At 73.8% G+C, this 16,857-nt stretch carries 12 protein-coding genes; 6 read left to right on the forward strand and 6 right to left on the reverse strand.

Annotated elements, in window-relative coordinates:
• Positions 1-12: 12 nt before the first annotated feature.
• Positions 13-864 carry a CAP domain-containing protein gene (locus ACZ6I1_RS27340; protein ID WP_469291502.1) on the reverse strand — a complete coding sequence of 284 codons (852 nt, stop codon included), beginning with the start codon at positions 862-864 and terminating at the stop codon, positions 13-15.
• Between the two features lie 297 nt (positions 865-1,161).
• Here ACZ6I1_RS27340 and ACZ6I1_RS27345 point away from each other — a divergent pair, with 297 nt between their 5' ends.
• The 3 genes from ACZ6I1_RS27345 (at position 1,162) to ACZ6I1_RS27355 (ending at position 5,174) form a co-directional block, all read left to right on the forward strand.
• Complete coding sequence (locus ACZ6I1_RS27345) at positions 1,162-2,295, forward strand: NucA/NucB deoxyribonuclease domain-containing protein (RefSeq protein WP_469291504.1); 1,134 nt, start codon at positions 1,162-1,164, stop codon at positions 2,293-2,295.
• A gap of 107 nt (positions 2,296-2,402) precedes the next feature.
• Positions 2,403-2,909: a hypothetical protein gene (locus ACZ6I1_RS27350; RefSeq protein ID WP_469291506.1), complete on the forward strand. Its 507-nt coding sequence runs from the start codon at positions 2,403-2,405 to the stop codon at positions 2,907-2,909.
• Positions 2,910-3,020: 111 nt separating this feature from the next.
• The gene (locus ACZ6I1_RS27355) at positions 3,021-5,174 is read left to right on the forward strand and encodes a protein kinase domain-containing protein (protein ID WP_469291508.1); all 2,154 of its coding nucleotides are present in this window, start codon (positions 3,021-3,023) and stop codon (positions 5,172-5,174) included.
• Positions 5,175-5,200: 26 nt separating this feature from the next.
• Here ACZ6I1_RS27355 and ACZ6I1_RS27360 read toward each other — a convergent pair whose 3' ends face one another.
• Together ACZ6I1_RS27360 and ACZ6I1_RS27365 are read right to left on the reverse strand one after the other, a co-directional pair.
• Positions 5,201-6,430, reverse strand: a complete 1,230-nt coding sequence (locus tag ACZ6I1_RS27360) for a PP2C family protein-serine/threonine phosphatase (RefSeq protein ID WP_469291557.1) — start codon at positions 6,428-6,430, stop codon at positions 5,201-5,203.
• A gap of 129 nt (positions 6,431-6,559) precedes the next feature.
• Complete coding sequence (locus tag ACZ6I1_RS27365) at positions 6,560-9,112, reverse strand: discoidin domain-containing protein (protein ID WP_469291510.1); 2,553 nt, start codon at positions 9,110-9,112, stop codon at positions 6,560-6,562.
• 195 nt (positions 9,113-9,307) lie between these two features.
• On the opposite strand from ACZ6I1_RS27365, the gene ACZ6I1_RS27370 reads away from it, so the two are divergent.
• Positions 9,308-9,724: a VOC family protein gene (locus ACZ6I1_RS27370; RefSeq protein WP_469291512.1), complete on the forward strand. Its 417-nt coding sequence runs from the start codon at positions 9,308-9,310 to the stop codon at positions 9,722-9,724.
• A 161-nt stretch (positions 9,725-9,885) separates the two neighbouring features.
• Positions 9,886-12,279: an ATP-binding cassette domain-containing protein gene (locus ACZ6I1_RS27375; RefSeq protein WP_469291514.1), complete on the forward strand. Its 2,394-nt coding sequence runs from the start codon at positions 9,886-9,888 to the stop codon at positions 12,277-12,279.
• A 78-nt stretch (positions 12,280-12,357) separates the two neighbouring features.
• Here the strand turns inward: ACZ6I1_RS27375 and ACZ6I1_RS27380 are convergent, their stop codons facing one another.
• Genes ACZ6I1_RS27380 through ACZ6I1_RS27390 form a run of 3 tightly spaced genes read right to left on the reverse strand, consistent with a single transcriptional unit; the run spans position 12,358 to position 16,216 of the window.
• The gene (locus tag ACZ6I1_RS27380; RefSeq protein WP_469291517.1) at positions 12,358-13,506 is read right to left on the reverse strand and encodes a winged helix DNA-binding domain-containing protein; all 1,149 of its coding nucleotides are present in this window, start codon (positions 13,504-13,506) and stop codon (positions 12,358-12,360) included.
• A complete protein-coding gene (locus ACZ6I1_RS27385) occupies positions 13,503-14,759 on the reverse strand; it encodes an anhydro-N-acetylmuramic acid kinase (RefSeq protein ID WP_469291519.1) in 1,257 nt (418 codons plus the stop codon). Before ACZ6I1_RS27385 ends, ACZ6I1_RS27380 begins: the two co-directional genes overlap by 4 nt.
• Positions 14,756-16,216 (reverse strand): MFS transporter, encoded by a 1,461-nt coding sequence (locus ACZ6I1_RS27390; RefSeq protein WP_469291521.1) that lies wholly within the window; start codon positions 16,214-16,216, stop codon positions 14,756-14,758. The genes ACZ6I1_RS27385 and ACZ6I1_RS27390 overlap by 4 nt, the downstream gene beginning before the upstream one ends.
• 176 nt (positions 16,217-16,392) lie before the next feature.
• Here ACZ6I1_RS27390 and ACZ6I1_RS27395 point away from each other — a divergent pair, with 176 nt between their 5' ends.
• On the forward strand, positions 16,393-16,815 hold the full coding sequence (locus tag ACZ6I1_RS27395) for a YjbQ family protein (protein WP_469291523.1): 423 nt from the start codon (positions 16,393-16,395) through the stop codon (positions 16,813-16,815).
• The last annotated feature ends 42 nt before the right edge of the window (positions 16,816-16,857 follow it).

Here is a 16,857-nt window from a genome sequence, read left to right on the forward strand (position 1 = left end):
GCGGGAGGGGTGCTACTTCGGCGTACCGAAGTTCTGCGTCCACCACGGGCCGCCGTCGCCCTTGTGGACGCCTATGCCGATCTCCCGGAAGGCGCAGTTGAGGATGTTGGCCCTGTGGCCGGGGCTGTTCATCCACGCGTTCATGACGGCGCCGGCGTCCGCCTGGCCGCGGGCTATGTTCTCGCCCAGGCGGGACCACTTGTAACCGGCGGCCTCCACGCGGGTGGTCATGGTGGACCCGTCGGGTCCGGTGTGGGACATGACGCCGCTGCGGGCCATGGTGTCGCTGTACGCCCTGGCCGCGGCGGTCAGCTGGGCGTTCGCGGCCAAGGGGCCGCACCCGGCCGCCGCCCGCTCCTTGTTGACCAGGGCGAGGACCGCCGACTCGGAGTCGCCGGAGGCACTGCCGGAGGAGCCGCCCGAGGCGCCCGACCCGCCGGATCCGCCGACGGGCGCGGCGGACGTCCGCACGGGCTTGCGGGTCTGGGCGGCCGCCTCCGTGGCCGGGGTGCTCTCCTCGGCCGCGGGCTTCGTGGGAGCGGCGGATTCCGTGGCGCCGTCGCCGGGCGTTGCCGACGGCATCGCGCCGGTGGCGGACGCGGCGTCGGCGGTGAGCGGGGAGGGGAGCGGTGAGGGAGTCGCCGTGGCCTCGCCGGGAGCGGGGCCCGCCGTCCCGGACTTCGGGCCGGTGGCGCCACCGGCCCGCTGGTCCGCGTGCGCACCGCCGTCGGAGTCGGCCACCGCGACCCCGACCGCCACGGCCGCGGCCGCCGCGGTGAGGGACAGCACGATGCGCGTGCGCACCGCCTTCTTCCGGCGCGCCTCGACGCGGGACGTGGTTCCGGGAGTTCGGCTGCGGCTCATGCCGGGAGCACCTCACAGAGAGAGGGGGAGGTCGGTCCGACTGAGCCTAGGGCGGTGACCAGCCAAAAGAGGCGGTCGGAGGCGTTCTTCAAGGTCCCTTAAGGAAGCCCGCAGGGTCGGCGCAGGTCCGTTTGCGCGGTGTGCGGAGGTACAGGTTCCCGTGGTGCGGAGTGTGCGCACGCGTCGGGGGGTTTGCGTGAGGAACTCCCGTAGATCTCAACGATCCGTTGACCCCGCGCCGTTGGCCGTTTCAGCATGCACGGGTCCATCTGTTCGACTGACGAAGGACTCACCCGCATGGGTAAAGGATCGTTACGCAGGACACGCGCGGCAGTCGCCGCCATCGGTACGGCCCTGCTGGTCTCGCTGGCAGTGGCCTCGCCCGCGCACGCCGCGCCCGAACCGGGCGACTCGGCACCGGGTCGCCTCGCCATCACCCTGGGCACGCCGGAGGAGCCAACCACCCTCACGGACACCGAAGGTGAGGTGGGCGCCCAGGCACTGGACTGTGCCCAGGGAACCATCCGGCTCGCCCGTACCGCATCGTGCTCGAACCAGAAGATCCCGGTCGTCTACACGGTCAACGGAACACCGGCGGGGACGGCGACCCTGCACTCCAAGGTCACGTCCACCCTCGACCCCCGCAACCGCTACCGGTCGACGTACAAGGTCGAGCTGAAGCTCACGGACCCGTCCTCCTGGGCGGGATATCTGACCAACGGCCGGGTCGGCTTCGAGTGCAACCACTGCGAAGTGGACGAGTCCGGTGAGCAGTTGCTGTTCCCCGACCAGACGCGGACGTACGAGTTCACCGTGTCCTCCCCGGGCCGGGAACGGGTCGACGACAGCATCCGCCCGTACGCCACCCTGGACGCGCCCCGTCACGACGAGGGCAGCGCGCTCATCGGGCAGACGGTCCGGCCGCGCTGCGACAGCACGCCGCGGATCACGCCCGTCCGGACCGGTGGCTGCGTGTACCCGCAGGTCCCGGCCGTGTGGGTGCTGGACACCGGCAACCCGAGGGTCGACGCGGTGGCATGGCACGTCGACTGGGCGCAGCGCAACCTCAAGCAGCCGTGGGGGAAGCCGGGCACCCGGTACCCGCTGCACCGCACCTTCGACGACGCCGTCATCGACGCCAACCGTGACGTGGCCTGCGGCCGCGACGTGCCGAGGCCTCCGCCGGGCAGCGGGCTGGCGTGCGACGAATACCCCTTCGCCCAGTCGCTGGAGGGGGCCAGCCGGAACCCGGACTACTCCTGCCACTTCCTCGACGGGGGCGACAACTCCCGTGAGGGGAGCCTGCGCAAGGCCTCGCTGAACGGCCAGCGGGTCCTGGAGGGCGACGCGTTCTACGTCCGCGTCCTCAAGTCCGCGGGCGCGCAGGCGCCGCCGCAGGCCATGGGACCGGTCGGCTGCGGCCGGGACTGATCCGGCTCGTCCGCCGGCAGTTCCGCTGACCGGTGGCCCGAGAGCAGGGGCCGCATCCACCATGGGTGCGGCCCCGTTCCGTTCCGACACCGAGGGGAAGACCCCGTATGCCCGCCCCGCAGTACACGACCACCCGCACCGTCCACATCGACGCCGGCACGATCGATCTGACGGGGGAGGACCTCGTCGCCGAGTTCGAACCCGGGTGGACGCTGAACGGCCTCGTCGAGGCCGACCCCGACGACGGCAGCGCGCGCATCCTGTGCGGGCAGGAGATCGGCCACATCGCCGTCACCGCCCAGCTGTGGGCCGCGGCCCCGCCGCTGGACGCGGACCGGTGGCAGGACGTCGCCGAGGTGCCCGTCGCGTGGGACTCCGCGTTCATCGACTTCGCCACGACCGGCACGGAAGCGGACCCGGCCGGCCGGCTGGACCTTCCCGGGCCGGGCTCCTATCGGATCCGCGTCCACGGCAGGAACCGCGACGACGGCGATCCGCGCCTCGCGGGCGATCCCGTCGAGGAGTACCTGATCCAGGTGTGGCCCGCCCCGGCCGGGCAGCCCGAGCTGTGGAAGGCGACCAGCCGCACGGCCGCTCGGTGGCGCACGAACTGATGGGTACGCCGGCACTCCCCCGGGCCTCCGCCCGGTCCTCGCTTGACTGGTGTGCGGCGCGACAGATAGGAGAGGGGCTGTTCATCGCGCGAAGTGTGGAACGGGGGACCCATGAAGCCGCTCGAAGCGGGCGATCCCAGGTCGGTCGGCGAGGGCCGCTACCGGCTGGTGGGACGGCTCGGGCAGGGGGGCATGGGCGTGGTCTACCTGGGCCGCTCCCAGTCCGGCCGCGCCGTGGCCGTCAAGGTCGTACGTCCCGAACTGAGCACGGAGCCCGGCTTCAGGCGCCGGTTCGCCGACGAGGTGGCGGCCGCACGGCGGGTCGGCGGCTTCCACACCGCGCCGGTCGTCGACGCCGACCCGGACGGGGATCCGGCCTGGCTGGTCACGGCGTTCGTGCCCGGTCCCACGCTGCAGGCGGTGCTCGCGCGGGTCGGCGCACTGCCCCTGGACACGCTCACCGTCCTGGCGGCGGGACTGGCCGAGGCGCTCGAGGCGATCCACCGGGCGGGGGTCATCCACCGCGACCTCAAGCCCGCGAACATCATCGTCGCGGAGGACGGGCCGCGGGTCATCGACTTCGGTATCGCCCGCGCTCTGGACGGGACGGCGCTGACGCAGACCGGACTGCAGATCGGCACGCCGGGATTCCTGGCACCCGAGCAGCTCACCAGTGGCGCCGTCACCCCGGCGGTCGACATGTTCGCGCTGGGGGTGGTGCTCACGCAGGCGGCGGGCGGCTCCCCCTTCGGCGACGGCCCGTCCGCGGCCAGGCACTACAAGGTGGTCCACGAGGAGCCGGACCTGACCGCCGTCCCCGCCGAACTCCGCGCGGCGGTCGGCGCCTGCCTGTCCAAGGACCCGGGGGCGCGGCCCACTCCGACGGCCTTCCTGGGCGGCCTGACCGTCCGCCACCCGGCGGGTGACGGCTGGCTGCCCGACGCGGCCACCCGACTGCTCCCCCGGCCGGAACCGACCGCACCGGGCGCAGCGGGCGCACCGGGCGCACCTCCGATCGCACCGGGAGCACCGGGCGCGCCGCAGGACATCCCGGACGGGCCGCAGGACACCCCGGCGGCGGAGACCGCCCGGCCGTCCGGCACGGAACCCGGTACGGGCCCCGGTACGGCACCCGGTACGGCACCGGAGACCCCGCGGCCCGTCGCTGGGCCCCGTACGGAACAGCCCCCGACCGTGACGGGGACCGGGGCACCCGTCTCCCCGGGACCCGCGCAGGTGCGGCCGCCGGCGGCCGTGCAGCCCCGGCGCCGCCGCGCGGCCGTGGCGGCAGCCGTGCTCGTGGCCTCGCTGGCGGCCGCCGGCCTGCTGGTGTGGCAGCCCTGGAACGGGGGTACCCGGGACGACGCCAAGACCGGCGGCGCCACACCCGCCCCCACCGGATCCGTACCCGCCTCTGACCCGGCCCCGGCCCCGGCCCCTTTCCCGACCGAGCCCCTGCTGATCCGGCAGGACACCGCGCCCGGCTGGCCCGGCACCTGTCACGGCGTCATCGCCCGCCGGGGCCCGTCGACGGACTCGCCCGTGCGGCTCCTCGCGGGCGGCGCGTGCGACACCCTGCCCCAGTGGTCCCCCGACCGCAGGTCGTTCGCGTTCACCCGCAGCACCCCCGAGGGCACGGCCGTCTGGACCGCCGCGGCCGACGGTTCGAACCCGCGCCGGATCGCCTCCATCTCCGGCGGCAGGGTGGCGTGGTCGCCGGACGGCAGCCGGCTCGCCGTCCTGCGCGAGAAGGACGGCGTCCAGCAGCTGTTCGTGGTCGACGTCGCCGACGGCTCCGCCCGCCAGCTCACCTCGGGCACGGGCCAGGTCGAGGACCCCGCGTGGTCGCCGGACGGCCGGCGCATCGCGGTCTGCCTGGAGGCGGGGCCCGAGAACTGGCAGATCCATGTGGTCGACCCCGCCGCGCCGGACCGCGCCCCGCAGCAGGTGACCCGGCTGCCCCACCCGGCACTCGACCCCGTGTGGTCCCCCGACGGCACGACCTTCGCGTACACCGCGGGAACCTACGGCGCGGGGGCCCAGGGCGACATCCGCCTCGTGGACGCCGACGGCAGCGACGATCGCGCCCTGGTGGCCACCGGCGCCCACGAGATGGACCCGTCCTGGTCCGTGGACGGCACGTGGGTGGCCTTCGTCCGCGGCCCGTACGAGAAGCCGGTGGTCTGGGCCGTGCGAACGGACCGGACCGGGGAGCGCGCGATCACCACCGGCACGGCGGCCGAGGGCCATCCCGCCTGGCGCTGAGCCCGGGCGGGCGCCGGTCCGCACCGTCACAGGCGCAGGACGACCAGGGCCGTGTCGTCGGTGATGCCGGCCGGCGGGATGAGGTCGGCCAGCAGGGCCGTGGCCAGGGTCTCGGGGTCGGCGGTCCGGTGTCGTGCGAGGGCGTCGGCGAGCCGTTGGAGGCCGGCGTCGATGTCCTCGTGGCGGCGTTCGACGAGTCCGTCGGTGTAGAGGACCAGCACGGAACCGTCGGCGAAGGCGGTCCGGGCCTGGGGGCGGGGAGCGTGTTCGGGCCGGGCGCCCAGTGGGGGGTCGGTGGCCTGGTCGAGGAAGGTGACGGTGCCGTCGTGGTGGCAGAGTGCGGGCGGGGGGTGGCCGGCGCTGCTGTAGGTGAGCGTGCGGCCGTTCCAGTCGATGAACACCGACACCACGGTGGTGGATTCGGCGCCGTCGATGGAACGGGCATACAGGCCGAGGCCCTCGAGGGCCTGGGCGGGCCCTTCGGTGACGCGGGAGGCGGCGGACAGGGCGCTGCGGAGCTGGCCCATCACCCCGGCCGCGAGCAGTCCGTGGCCCACGACATCACCCACGGCGACAGCGGTGCGGCCGGGCATGTCGACGAGGTCGTACCAGTCGCCGCACACGTTCAGGGCTCCGATGGCGGGCAGGTAGCGCACGGCGGCCTGGTGGTGGCCGAGCGGGCGGGGCGTGGGCAGCAGCGCCTCCTGGAGGTGGAGAGCGACCTCGCGTTCACGGGCGTGGGCCCGGCGCAGACGTTCGTTGACCGCTTGCAGCTCCCGGGCGCGGGTGTAGAGCTCGGACTCCAACACCCGGGCGCGGTCCCCTTCGCTGCGGCTGCCGCGGGCCCGGATGAGTTCGGTGACCTCCTCCACACGGTGCAGGAGCAGCGCCACGGTGCCGTCGGGGGCGGGCACGGGGACGTTGACGGGGCTCCAGTACCGCTCCTGCCAGACCCCGGGCCGGTCGGCGTACTCCACGTCGTAGCGCTGCAGGGCCATGGTGTCGGGCTCTCCGGTGGCCGCGACCCGTTCGAGGGAGGCGCGCAGGTTGCGCATGCCGGTCGCGGCCGGATCGGAGGGGTTGTCGGGGAAGACGTCGAACAGGTGGCGGCCGACGATCTGCTCGCGCGTGCGGCCCGACATCGACAGGAACGCCTCGTTGGCGTCCAGGTACACCAGGTCGGTGGTGAGCAGCGCGACCGCGCCCGGCAGGGCGTGGAAGACCGCCTGGTAGTCGATCCCGGATCCGTTCACGATCCACCCGTCCGCGTGCTGCTTTCGGCCATGAGGCTGCCCACGATAGGTACGGCCGCGGGGGCGGACTCGCCACGACCCTCCGCCCTTGGGCCGTTCGGCCCCGGGTCACCCGGTCACCCGCTCGCCGGGTCAGGAAATGGTGACGAACCGCGCGTGGCTCGGCACCCCCTGCGCGTCGAGGGCGAAGAGCATGTACGTGCCCGGCAGGACCACGCCGGTGTCCGCGGGCACGGACACCGTGTACGTGCCGGTTCCCGTGGCCGTGGAGACGAGGGGGACGCGCCGCTGGTCGTTGTCGGTGGAGTGGGTCGCGGCGGCGGCCCGCATCAGGACGAAGGACGCCACGGGGGCCTGGGTGCTGACCGTGAGCGAGGTACCGGGGGCCGTCCTGGAGGGGACGCCTCCGGTGATGACGGGGCGCGGCTTCGGCGATCCGTCCGCGTTGAGCAGGTACGGCGGGGTGAAGACGGCCCCGTCGGCGTGGTTGGTCGCGCAGTCGCCGCACAGGCCGCCGCCGCCGGAGAAGATCCTCCCGTCCGGCAGGAGGTTGGCCACGCTGTGGTAGTTGCGCGGGATGGCCATGGTGGCGAGCGGGGTGAAGCTGCCGGTCGACGGGTCCCACAGCTCGGGGGTCAGCACGGAGGTCGCGTCGCTGAACGGCACCGGGTGGGCCTGTCCGCCGAAGACGGCCACCGTGCCGTCGGGCAGGACGACGCTGTTGCCGAAGGCGCGGGCGTGGCCCATGTCCCCGGTGCGGGCGGCCCGGACCTGGCTGCCCGCGATGTCCACGGTGTACGCGCGCCGCGTGGCGGGGGTCTTCTCGTAGGCGGGGGAACCGCCCAGGGTGAGCAGTTTCCCGATGTCGTAGGCGACGGCGTTGCCGGTCATGGCGTCCTGGCTGTCGGCCCGGGTGCCGGCGGGGGTGATGCCGCCCTGGCCGGCGGTCGAGATCCAGTTCATCTGTTTGCTCGGCCCGAGGTGCAGTACCTTGCCGCCCGAAGTGGCGTGCAGCCACATGTGGTTGTCGGCGCGGTAGGGTCCGGCCGGGTCGGCCGTCAGCGCCGGGGTGGCCGCGACTCCGGGGAGCGCGCGCCAGGTGCGGGTGTCCGGCGACCAGACCTCGCCGGCCTTGTCGCCGGCGGTCCCGCTCCAGGATCCGCCCAGGACGAAGGCCTCGCCGGTGGAGAGCAGGGTCATGGCCTGGTAGCCGCGGCCGATGTTCATGCTGGCGGTGGCGGACCACTCGTCGGTGGCGGGGTCGTAGATGCTCGCCTTGTCCGCGTTGCTCCCCCCGGTGACCAGGACCCGGCCGTCGGCCAGCATGGCGATGCCGGGGCAGAACATGTCGTGGCCGGTGTTGTCGATGCGGCGCTGGGTGACCTTGCCGGTCTTCAGGTCCAGGATCGCGGTCTGGGTGTAGCCGCTGCTGCCGCCGAAGCGGTCGGCCGCGTACGCCGACCACGCGAGCAGCTTGTCGCCGGGCAGGGCGGCGGTGGCCACGGGCACCAGGGGGAAGCCGATGATCCGGTCCCAGGACCCGTGGACGGCCGGGGCGGCCGGTCCGCTCAGGCGTATCTCGCCGGCCGAGGTCCACGGGCCGCGGCCGCCGGCCTCGGTGGTCACGGTCAGACGGAGGAAGCGGGTGTGCTCGGTGCGGGTGAACGTGGCGGTCTTGACGGTGTCGTCGTCCCGCCAGGTGCCCGCGGCGACCGGCGCGCCGAAGGCCGTGCCGTCGGTGCTGGTGGTGACGGTGTAGGCACCGGCCCTGCCGTTGGCCCCGTTGGTGCGGGGGTGGTAGACGAGCGCGGAGACGGCCGTGGTGCTCTTCAGGTCGAGGGTGATGCTGTGCGGCAGCGGGGCGGGAGTCCCCGTCCACTTGCTGTGCCAGATGGTGGCGGTGTCACCGTCGAGGACATGGGCCGCGCGGCCGTCCTCGCCGACGGTCTCCTCGTCGCTCGCGGTGGCGGTCCAGCCGGTCCGGGGCAGGTCGACGGTGGCGGCCGGGGTGCCGGGGTCGCCCAGCAGGTTGATCTCGGCGGCGGAGGTCCAGGGTCCGCGGCCACCGGCCTCGGTGAGCGCGGTCAGCCGTACGAACCGGATCCCTTGCGGGGCGAAACCGAGGGTCTTGGCACGGGCGTCGTCCGCGAGCGTGCCGGTGGCGACGGGGCTTCCCCAGGTGTGTCCGTCCGTGCTGACGCTGATGGCGTACTCGCCGACGCGCCCGTTGGCCCCGTTGGTGCGGGGGTGGTAGACGAGCGCGGAGACGACCGTGGTGCTCTTCAGGTCGAGGGTGATGCCGTGCGGCAGCGGGGCGGGAGTCCCCGTCCACTTGCTGTGCCAGATGGTGGCGGTGTCACCGTCGAGGACATGGGCCGCGCGGCCGTCCTCGCCGACCGTCTCCTCGTCGGTGGCGGTGGCGGTCCAGCCGGTCCGGTCGAGGACGGGGGCCGTGGGTTCCATCGCGTTGGCGGGCGCGATGCCGTGGTGGGGTGACTGGGCCGCCGTCTGCTGGTCGAGGGCCACGGGTGCGGGGCGGGGTGCCGGGGCGGGGCCGGCCGCTGCCGGGCCCGCGACCCCGAGCCACGGCGTCAGGCCGATGAGCAGGGAGCCCAGGCCGAAGGCTATGAGCAGGTGGGAACGGCGTAGCAGGCGTGGAAGGGCGAGGAAGCGCCTGGACTGCAATCTGACCTCCCGGAGCGAAGGGGCATGCTCCAGGAACATAGGCCAATGAACCGCCAACTCAGGTTCGATAACGGATAGTTGGCGTGAAGCTACGACACGGGTCGGTGGTTCGGCTGGGCAGGGCCGCGCACCCGCCCCGGTAACCGGTCAGGATCGGAGAAGCGCGATCCGCCGCCGCCTCGTAGCGTCGACGGCATGGACATCACACTCTCCCAGTGCTTCATCGCAGTCGACGACCACGACAAGGCGCTCTCCTTCTACCGCGACGCCCTCGGTCTGGAGGTCCGCAACGACGTCGGATACGAGGGGATGCGCTGGGTGACCATCGGGTCGCCCGCGCAACCGGACGTGGCGATCGTCCTCGAGCCGCCGCTCGCCGACCCCAACGCCTCCCCGGCCGACCGGGCGGCCATGGCCGACCTGCTGTCCAAGGGCCTGCTGCGCGGGGTGGTCTTCTCCACCGACGACTGCGACGCCGCCTTCGAACGCATCCGGGCGGCCGGGGGCGAAGTGCTCCAGGAACCGATCGACCAGCACTACGGCGTACGCGACTGCGCCTTCCGCGACCCGTCCGGCAACATGATCCGCTTCGCCCAGCCCCGCGGGCGGTGAGCGGCGCCGATAACGGCGTTGCCGCGATCGCCGCGACGAAGTAGAACCAGACGTGCTGCTCGACCCGGTCGGATCGAACCGGTCGGATCGAAAGGGTCGGATCGAGCCAGGCGACACCCAGGGGGCCGCGGCAGCGGCCCCCGCCCGACGGATGGAGAACCATGAGCAAGGTCACGAGGACGGACACGCAGTCGCCTGCGCGCCACGATGCCGACAGCCACGACCTGATCCGCGTGCACGGAGCGCGCGAGAACAACCTCAAGGACGTGAGCGTCGACATCCCCAAGCGCCGGCTGACGGTCTTCACGGGCGTCTCCGGCTCGGGCAAGAGCTCCCTGGTGTTCGACACGATCGCCGCCGAGTCGCAGCGGATGATCAACGAAACGTACAGCGCCTTCGTCCAGGGCTTCATGCCGACACTGGCGCGCCCTGACGTGGACGTACTCGAAGGGCTGACCACCGCGATCTCGGTGGACCAGCAGCGGATGGGCGCCGACCCCCGCTCCACGGTCGGCACCGCCACCGACGTGAACGCGATGCTGCGCATCCTCTTCAGCCGGCTGGGCAAGCCGCACATCGGCCCGCCCAGCGCGTACTCCTTCAACACCGCCACGGTCCGGGCGAGCGGCGCGATCACCGTCGAGCGCGGCGACAAGACCAAGGCGGAGAAGGCGACGTTCAGCCGCACGGGCGGCATGTGCACGCGCTGCGAGGGCCGGGGCACGGTCTCCGACATCGACCTGACCGAACTGTACGACGACACCAAGTCGATCGCGGAGGGCGCGTTCACCATCCCCGGCTGGAAGTCGGACAACGTGTGGACCGTCGGCATCTACGCCGCGTCGGGCTTCCTGGACCCGGACAAGCCGATCCGCAGGTTCACGAAGAAGGAGATGCACGACTTCCTCTACCGCGAGCCGACCAAGGTGAAGGTCAACGGCGTCAACCTCACCTACGAGGGCCTGATCCCCAAGATCCAGAAGTCGTTCCTGTCCAAGGACAAGGAGGGCATGCAGCCGCACATCCGGGCCTTCGTGGAGCGGGCGGTCACCTTCACCACCTGCCCGGAGTGCGACGGGACGCGGCTCAGCGAAGGGGCCAGATCGTCGAAGATCAAGCGGATCAGCATCGCCGACGCCTGTGCGATGGAGATCCGCGACCTGGCCGAATGGGTCCGCGGCCTCGACGAGCCCTCGGTGGCGCCGCTGCTCACGGCGCTGCGCCAGACGCTCGATTCGTTCGTGGACATCGGGCTGGGCTACCTCTCGCTCAACCGGGCGGCGGGCACGCTGTCCGGCGGTGAGGCGCAGCGCGTCAAGATGATCCGCCACCTCGGCTCCTCCCTGACCGACGTCACGTACGTCTTCGACGAGCCGACGATCGGGCTGCACCCCCACGACATCCAGCGGATGAACGACCTGCTGCTGCGGCTGCGCGACAAGGGCAACACCGTGCTGGTCGTGGAGCACAAGCCGGAGGCGATCGCGATCGCCGACCACGTCGTCGACCTCGGCCCCGGCGCCGGCCAGGCGGGCGGCACGGTCTGCTTCGAGGGCACCGTCGAGGGCCTGCGCGCCAGCGACACGGTCACCGGCCGCCACCTCGACGACCGGGCCCGTCTCAAGGAGACGGTGCGCACGCCCGCCGGGGCACTGGAGATCCGCGGCGCGACGGCCAACAACCTGCGCAAGGTCGACGTCGACATCCCGCTGGGCGTGCTGTGCGTCATCACCGGTGTCGCCGGCTCCGGCAAGAGCTCGCTGGTGCACGGCTCGATCCCGGCCGGCTCGGAGGTCGTGTCCGTCGACCAGAGCGCCATCCGCGGCTCGCGGCGGAGCAATCCGGCGACCTATACCGGACTGCTCGACCCGATCCGCAAGGCGTTCGCCAAGGCCAACGGGGTGAAGCCGGCGCTGTTCAGCGCCAACTCCGAGGGCGCCTGCCCCACGTGCAACGGTGCGGGCGTCATCTACACCGACCTGGCGATGATGGCCGGCGTCGCCACCACCTGCGAGGACTGTGAGGGCAAGCGGTTCCAGGCATCGGTGCTGGAGTACCGCCTCGGCGGGCGCGACATCAGCGAGGTGCTCGCGATGTCGGTGACCGAGGCCGAGGAGTTCTTCGGTTCCGGCGAGGCGGCCACCCCGGCCGCGCACAAGATCCTCGACCGGCTCGCCGACGTCGGCCTCGGCTACCTCAGCCTCGGCCAGCCGCTGACCACGCTGTCCGGCGGCGAGCGGCAGCGGCTCAAGCTGGCCACCCACATGTCGGAGAAGGGCGGGGTCTACGTCCTCGACGAGCCGACGACCGGCCTCCACCTCGCCGACGTCGAGAACCTGCTCGGTCTGCTGGACCGGCTCGTCGACTCCGGCAAGTCGGTCATCGTCATCGAGCACCACCAGGCGGTCATGGCGCACGCCGACTGGATCATCGACCTCGGGCCGGGTGCCGGCCACGACGGCGGCCTGGTCGTGTTCGAGGGCACGCCCGCCGATCTCGTCGCCGCCCGCTCCACCCTCACCGGTGAGCACCTCGCGGCCTACGTCGGGGCCTGACCGGCGCCGTGTGAGGACGGGGTCCGGCTGCCCGGTCGTCCGCGGCCCGGCGGCCCGGCTGCCCGGCTGCCCGGCGGGTCAGTTGCCGCCGAGCAGCCGGGTCTCCGCGGCAGGGAGGCCCTTGGCCCACCAGTGGTCGTAGCGACGGTAGGCCCGGGGGTCGCGGGGCGAGAGGAACGCGATGAGCGATCCGGCCTCCGCGGCCAGCCCCTCCCAGGCGTCGTCCGGCAGGGGGTGGAAGGCGGCGGCCTCGATCCCGCCGTCGACGGGGCGCCAGACGCCGGCGACGTGGCCGTCGACCAGGAGGGTGGGCAGGACGTCGCCGTTCACGCGGGTCACGTGCTTGCGGTAGGCGGGCGGGATGACGCGGCTGCGGTCGGCGTAGGCCAGCAGGACGCTGTCCCACATCGCCATCAACCGGGGTGGGGCGGGCGTGTCCCCGGCCGGTCGCGGTGCGCCGGGGAGGTCGTACAGCACCGTGCCGTCCGGGCCTTCCAGCCGCTCGAGCCCGTCACCGAGCGCGTGGACCGCCGCGCGGACCCGGGCCCGCTGGACCAGGGCGAACTGCGCCATGTCCACCACCGACGCGGGCCCGAAGCCCTCCAGGTAGCGGCGTATCAGGACCTGCAGGCCGGCAGCGGCGGCGGCGGCGTCCGCCGGCGCCGGCCGCACCCCCGCCGCGACGTACGAGGGCCGGGTCTCGAACGACCAGGGGCCTCCCGTGGGCGCGTGCCACAGCGGCGCGTACTGCCGCAGCATCCGCTGGGCCGCCGGGTCCATCGGTGAACCGAGCAGTTCCCCGAGCCGGCGCCCCAACTCGGCGGCGGTGCGCGGCACGTCCGCGTACCCCAGCAGCTCACCGACCAGCACCGCGGCCTCCTCGGGGCTGATCCCGGAGGAAGTAAAACGGGAGTCGCCGAGCCGGGACCCGCGCAGGGTCGGCTCCATGGCCTCGCGGAAGGGCCGGTAGTCGTCGGCGTGGACCGCGTGCAGGGTGAGCCGCATCAGCGTCGACTTGACCGTTCGCCGACCCGCCAGGGCGGCGTCGAGGCCCGCCGGATCGAAGCCGCTCAGCCTGTTCCACAGGGCGACGTACGGCGAGGCCGGCTCCTGCGCCTGCAGGGCGACCACCCTGCGCACCGCGTCGGCGACGTCGAGCGACTCCCGCCGGAGCAGCAACTGGCGCGCCAGCGTTGCACGGTTGAGGGCCTGAGCGGTGATCGTCATGCGGACATTCTCGCCCCACCGGCCGCCGGTGCGGTGATCTTCAGGGCGTCGGGCACCTCCGTCAGGGGCGGGGGCAGACGGAGTGGCGCGCGGCCCGGGGTGAGGCTGCCGAGGACCCGGGGGCCCGCTGCGCCCGTGCATTCCGGCAGGGTGCCCGGCAGGCCGTGCAGGGTGAGGTAGCCCAGCACGGCGAAGGCGTACGCCTCCTTGGCGGCGCTGGGCAGCCCGAGCGCGTCGGAGGTGCGCAGCCGTACCGCGGGGCCGAGTTCCTGGCGGAGTGCGGCCATCAGGACGGGGTTGCGGGTGCCGCCGCCGGAGGCCAGGACCTCCGTGACGCCGAACGGGCGCAGCGCGTCGGCGACCGTACGGGCGGTGAGCCGGGTGAGGGTGGCGAGGACGTCGGGAGCGGGGAGCGGGCCGACCGCGTCCAGGGCCGTGCGCAGGTAGCCGGTGTGGAACAGCTCGCGGCCGGTGGTCTTGGGCGCGGGCAGCCCGTAGTACGGCTCGGCGAGCAGCCGCTCGAGCAGCGGCCCGTGGACGGTGCCGCGGGCCGCCAGGCGGCCGTCGGTGTCGTGGTCGAGGTGCCCGGCGGTCAGGTGGCGGGCGGCGGCGTCGAGGAGGGCGTTGCCGGGTCCGGAGTCGAAGGCCGCCGGAGTGCCGTTGCGGGTGCCGTCCGGGGTGAGCACGGTGGCGTTGGCGATGCCGCCGACGTTCAGGGCGGCCGGTACGCCCGGGCGGCCGCGGAGCAGCATGCGGTCGATGAGGCCGACCAGGGGTGCGCCCTGCCCGCCCGCGGCGACGTCGCGGGTGCGGAAGCCGGAGACGACGGGCAGGCCGGTCGCCTCCGCGATCCACGCGGGTTCGCCGAGTTGCAGGGTGCCGTGCACCCGGCCGCGGTCGGACCAGTGGAACACGGTCTGGCCGTGGGAGGCGATCAGTTCGGCCCGGCCCGCGCAAAGTTCGCGGTCGGCCCGGACGGCGAGACGGGCGAAGGACTGCCCGATGCGGGTGTCGAGGCGGCACACGTCGGCGAGGTCGGTGCGGCCGGGCGGCAGCGCTGCGGCGAGTGCGTGGCGCAGTTCGTCGTCGTACGGTTCGCTGACCATGCCGAGCGGGGTGAGGCGCAGCTCGGGGCCGTCCCGTGTGATGCGGGCGGCCGCGGCGTCGACGGCGTCGCAGGAGGTGCCCGACATCAGGCCGATGACGGTCGTCTGTGTCGCGTCCGGTGCGGGCGGTGCGGCGTGGTGGGTCATCGCAGGGGCCTCAGGTGGTCGTCGGGGCGCAGGGTGAGCAGGGCGGGTACGGCCAGCGCGCAGGCGCCGGCCGCGTAGAGGGCCGGGATGTCCGGGTTGCCGGTGTGCCGTACGAGGGCGGTGACGATCAGGCCCGCGCAACCGGAGAAGACGGCGTTGGAGAGTGCGTAGGCCAGGCCCAGCCCGGTGCTGCGCACACGGGTCGGGAACATCTCGGCGAGCAGGGCGGGGCCCGGTCCGGCCAGCAGTCCGATCATCGCGCCGGCCGCCGCCAGCAGCGCCGCCTTCGCCGCGACGGGGGTGCCGGGGTCGCGCAGGAGGTGCAGGAGCGGTACGGCGGTCAGGACGACGAGTACGCTGCCGGTGACCATGACGGCGCGTCGGCCCACCCGGTCGCTGAGTGCCCCGGCGGGCAGGATGGCGGCGGCGAATCCGAGGTTGGCGACGAAGGTGGCGGCCAGGGCCTGCTGGAAGGTGGTGCCGAGCGTGGCCTGGAGGTAGGAGGGCAGGACGACGAGGAAGGTGTATCCGGCGGCGGACCAGCCCATGATCCGCCCGACACCGAGGACGACGGCGCGGGCGGTGGCGGCCCCGCCGGCACTGACGGCGCGGGCGGTGGCGGCCCCGCCGGGACTGACGGCGAGCGCACTCGCGTCCCCGCCGGGGGCGACGGCTCCGGCAGGGAGGCCGGCCGGGCTCCCGTCCGGACCCGTGGCCTGTGCCGGAGCGGGGGCGTCCGCCCGGCCCCGGAGGCCCGCCGGGCGCTGCGCGTCCGCCGTGGTGCCGGCTTCCGCGGTCGGGGGCGCCCCGGCGGCGGGCGCCAGGCTCTCCGGCAGCCGCAGCCTCAGCCACAGCGCCACGCCGCCCAGCGGCAGGGCGAGCAGGAAGGGGATGCGCCAGCCCCACGCGTACAAGGCGCTCTCGGAGAGCAGGGTCGCCAGTCCGGCGGCGATGCCCGCGCCCGTGAGGAGCCCGAGGGCGACGGTGAACGACTGCCAGGCCCCGTGGCGGCCCCGCCGGCCCGGCGGTGCGGTCTCGGTCAGCAGGCTCACCGCTCCCCCGAACTCACCCCCGGCGGAGAGGCCTTGGACACTGCGCAGCAGGGTCAGCAGCCATGGTGCGAGGGCGCCCGCCGTGGAGTGTGCGGGCAGTACGCCGATCAGGGCGGTCGCGCCGGTCATCAGGGAGACGGCGAGCACGAGCGCGGGCCGGCGGCCCGCCCGGTCCGCGAGCCGCCCGAAGAGCAGGGCGCCCAGCGGGCGGAAGAAGAAGGCGAGGGCGAAGGCGGCGTAGGTCGCGATGAGCGCCTCCGTCCGGTCCCCGCCGTCGGGGGTGAAGAAGCGGGCGGCGATGACGGTGGCGAAGGATCCGTAGACGCCGAACTCGTACCACTCCGCGAAGTTGCCGACGGACCCGGCGATCAGGGCGTGCCGGGCGGAGGGCGGACGGACGGGCACGGCAGCCACGGCGGGGGCCGCGGGCCGGCTCTTCGGGCGGGGAGCGGGGCGGGCCACAGGGGCTGGCTGCCCGGCCGGGCGCCCGGCGATGCGCGGCGCGCCCGGTTTTCAGCGGTTCGGCCGCACGCCGGGCGCGTTTGTGGCGCGCCCCGCCCGGTGCGGCACACGATGGACGGATGGCAGACACCTTCACCAGCCGGACCATCGACGTCGTCACCGGCACCTCGGAGACCGTCCACGACCTGACCTCGGCGTGTGCGGAGTTCCTGCGGACGGCCGCCCGTGGCCGGGACGGGCTGCTCAACGTGTTCACCCCGCACGCGACGGCGGGCCTGGCCGTCATCGAGACGGGCGCGGGCAGCGACGAGGACCTCCTGGAAGCCCTGCGCGCCCTGCTGCCCGCGGACGACCGCTGGCGCCACCGCCACGGCTCCCCCGGGCACGGCCGCGACCACGTGCTGCCCGCGTTCGTGCCACCGCACATGACGCTCCCGGTGATCGGCGGTGCGCTCGCGCTGGGCACCTGGCAGTCGGTGGTACTCGTCGACACCAACCGGGACAACCCCCAGCGGCAGGTCCGGTTGTCATTCCTCGGGTGAGGGCCGGACCCCAAGCGCTACGAGCCCTGGACCGCCCCCGGT

This window comes from Streptomyces sp. NPDC046303, from assembly GCF_055588085.1.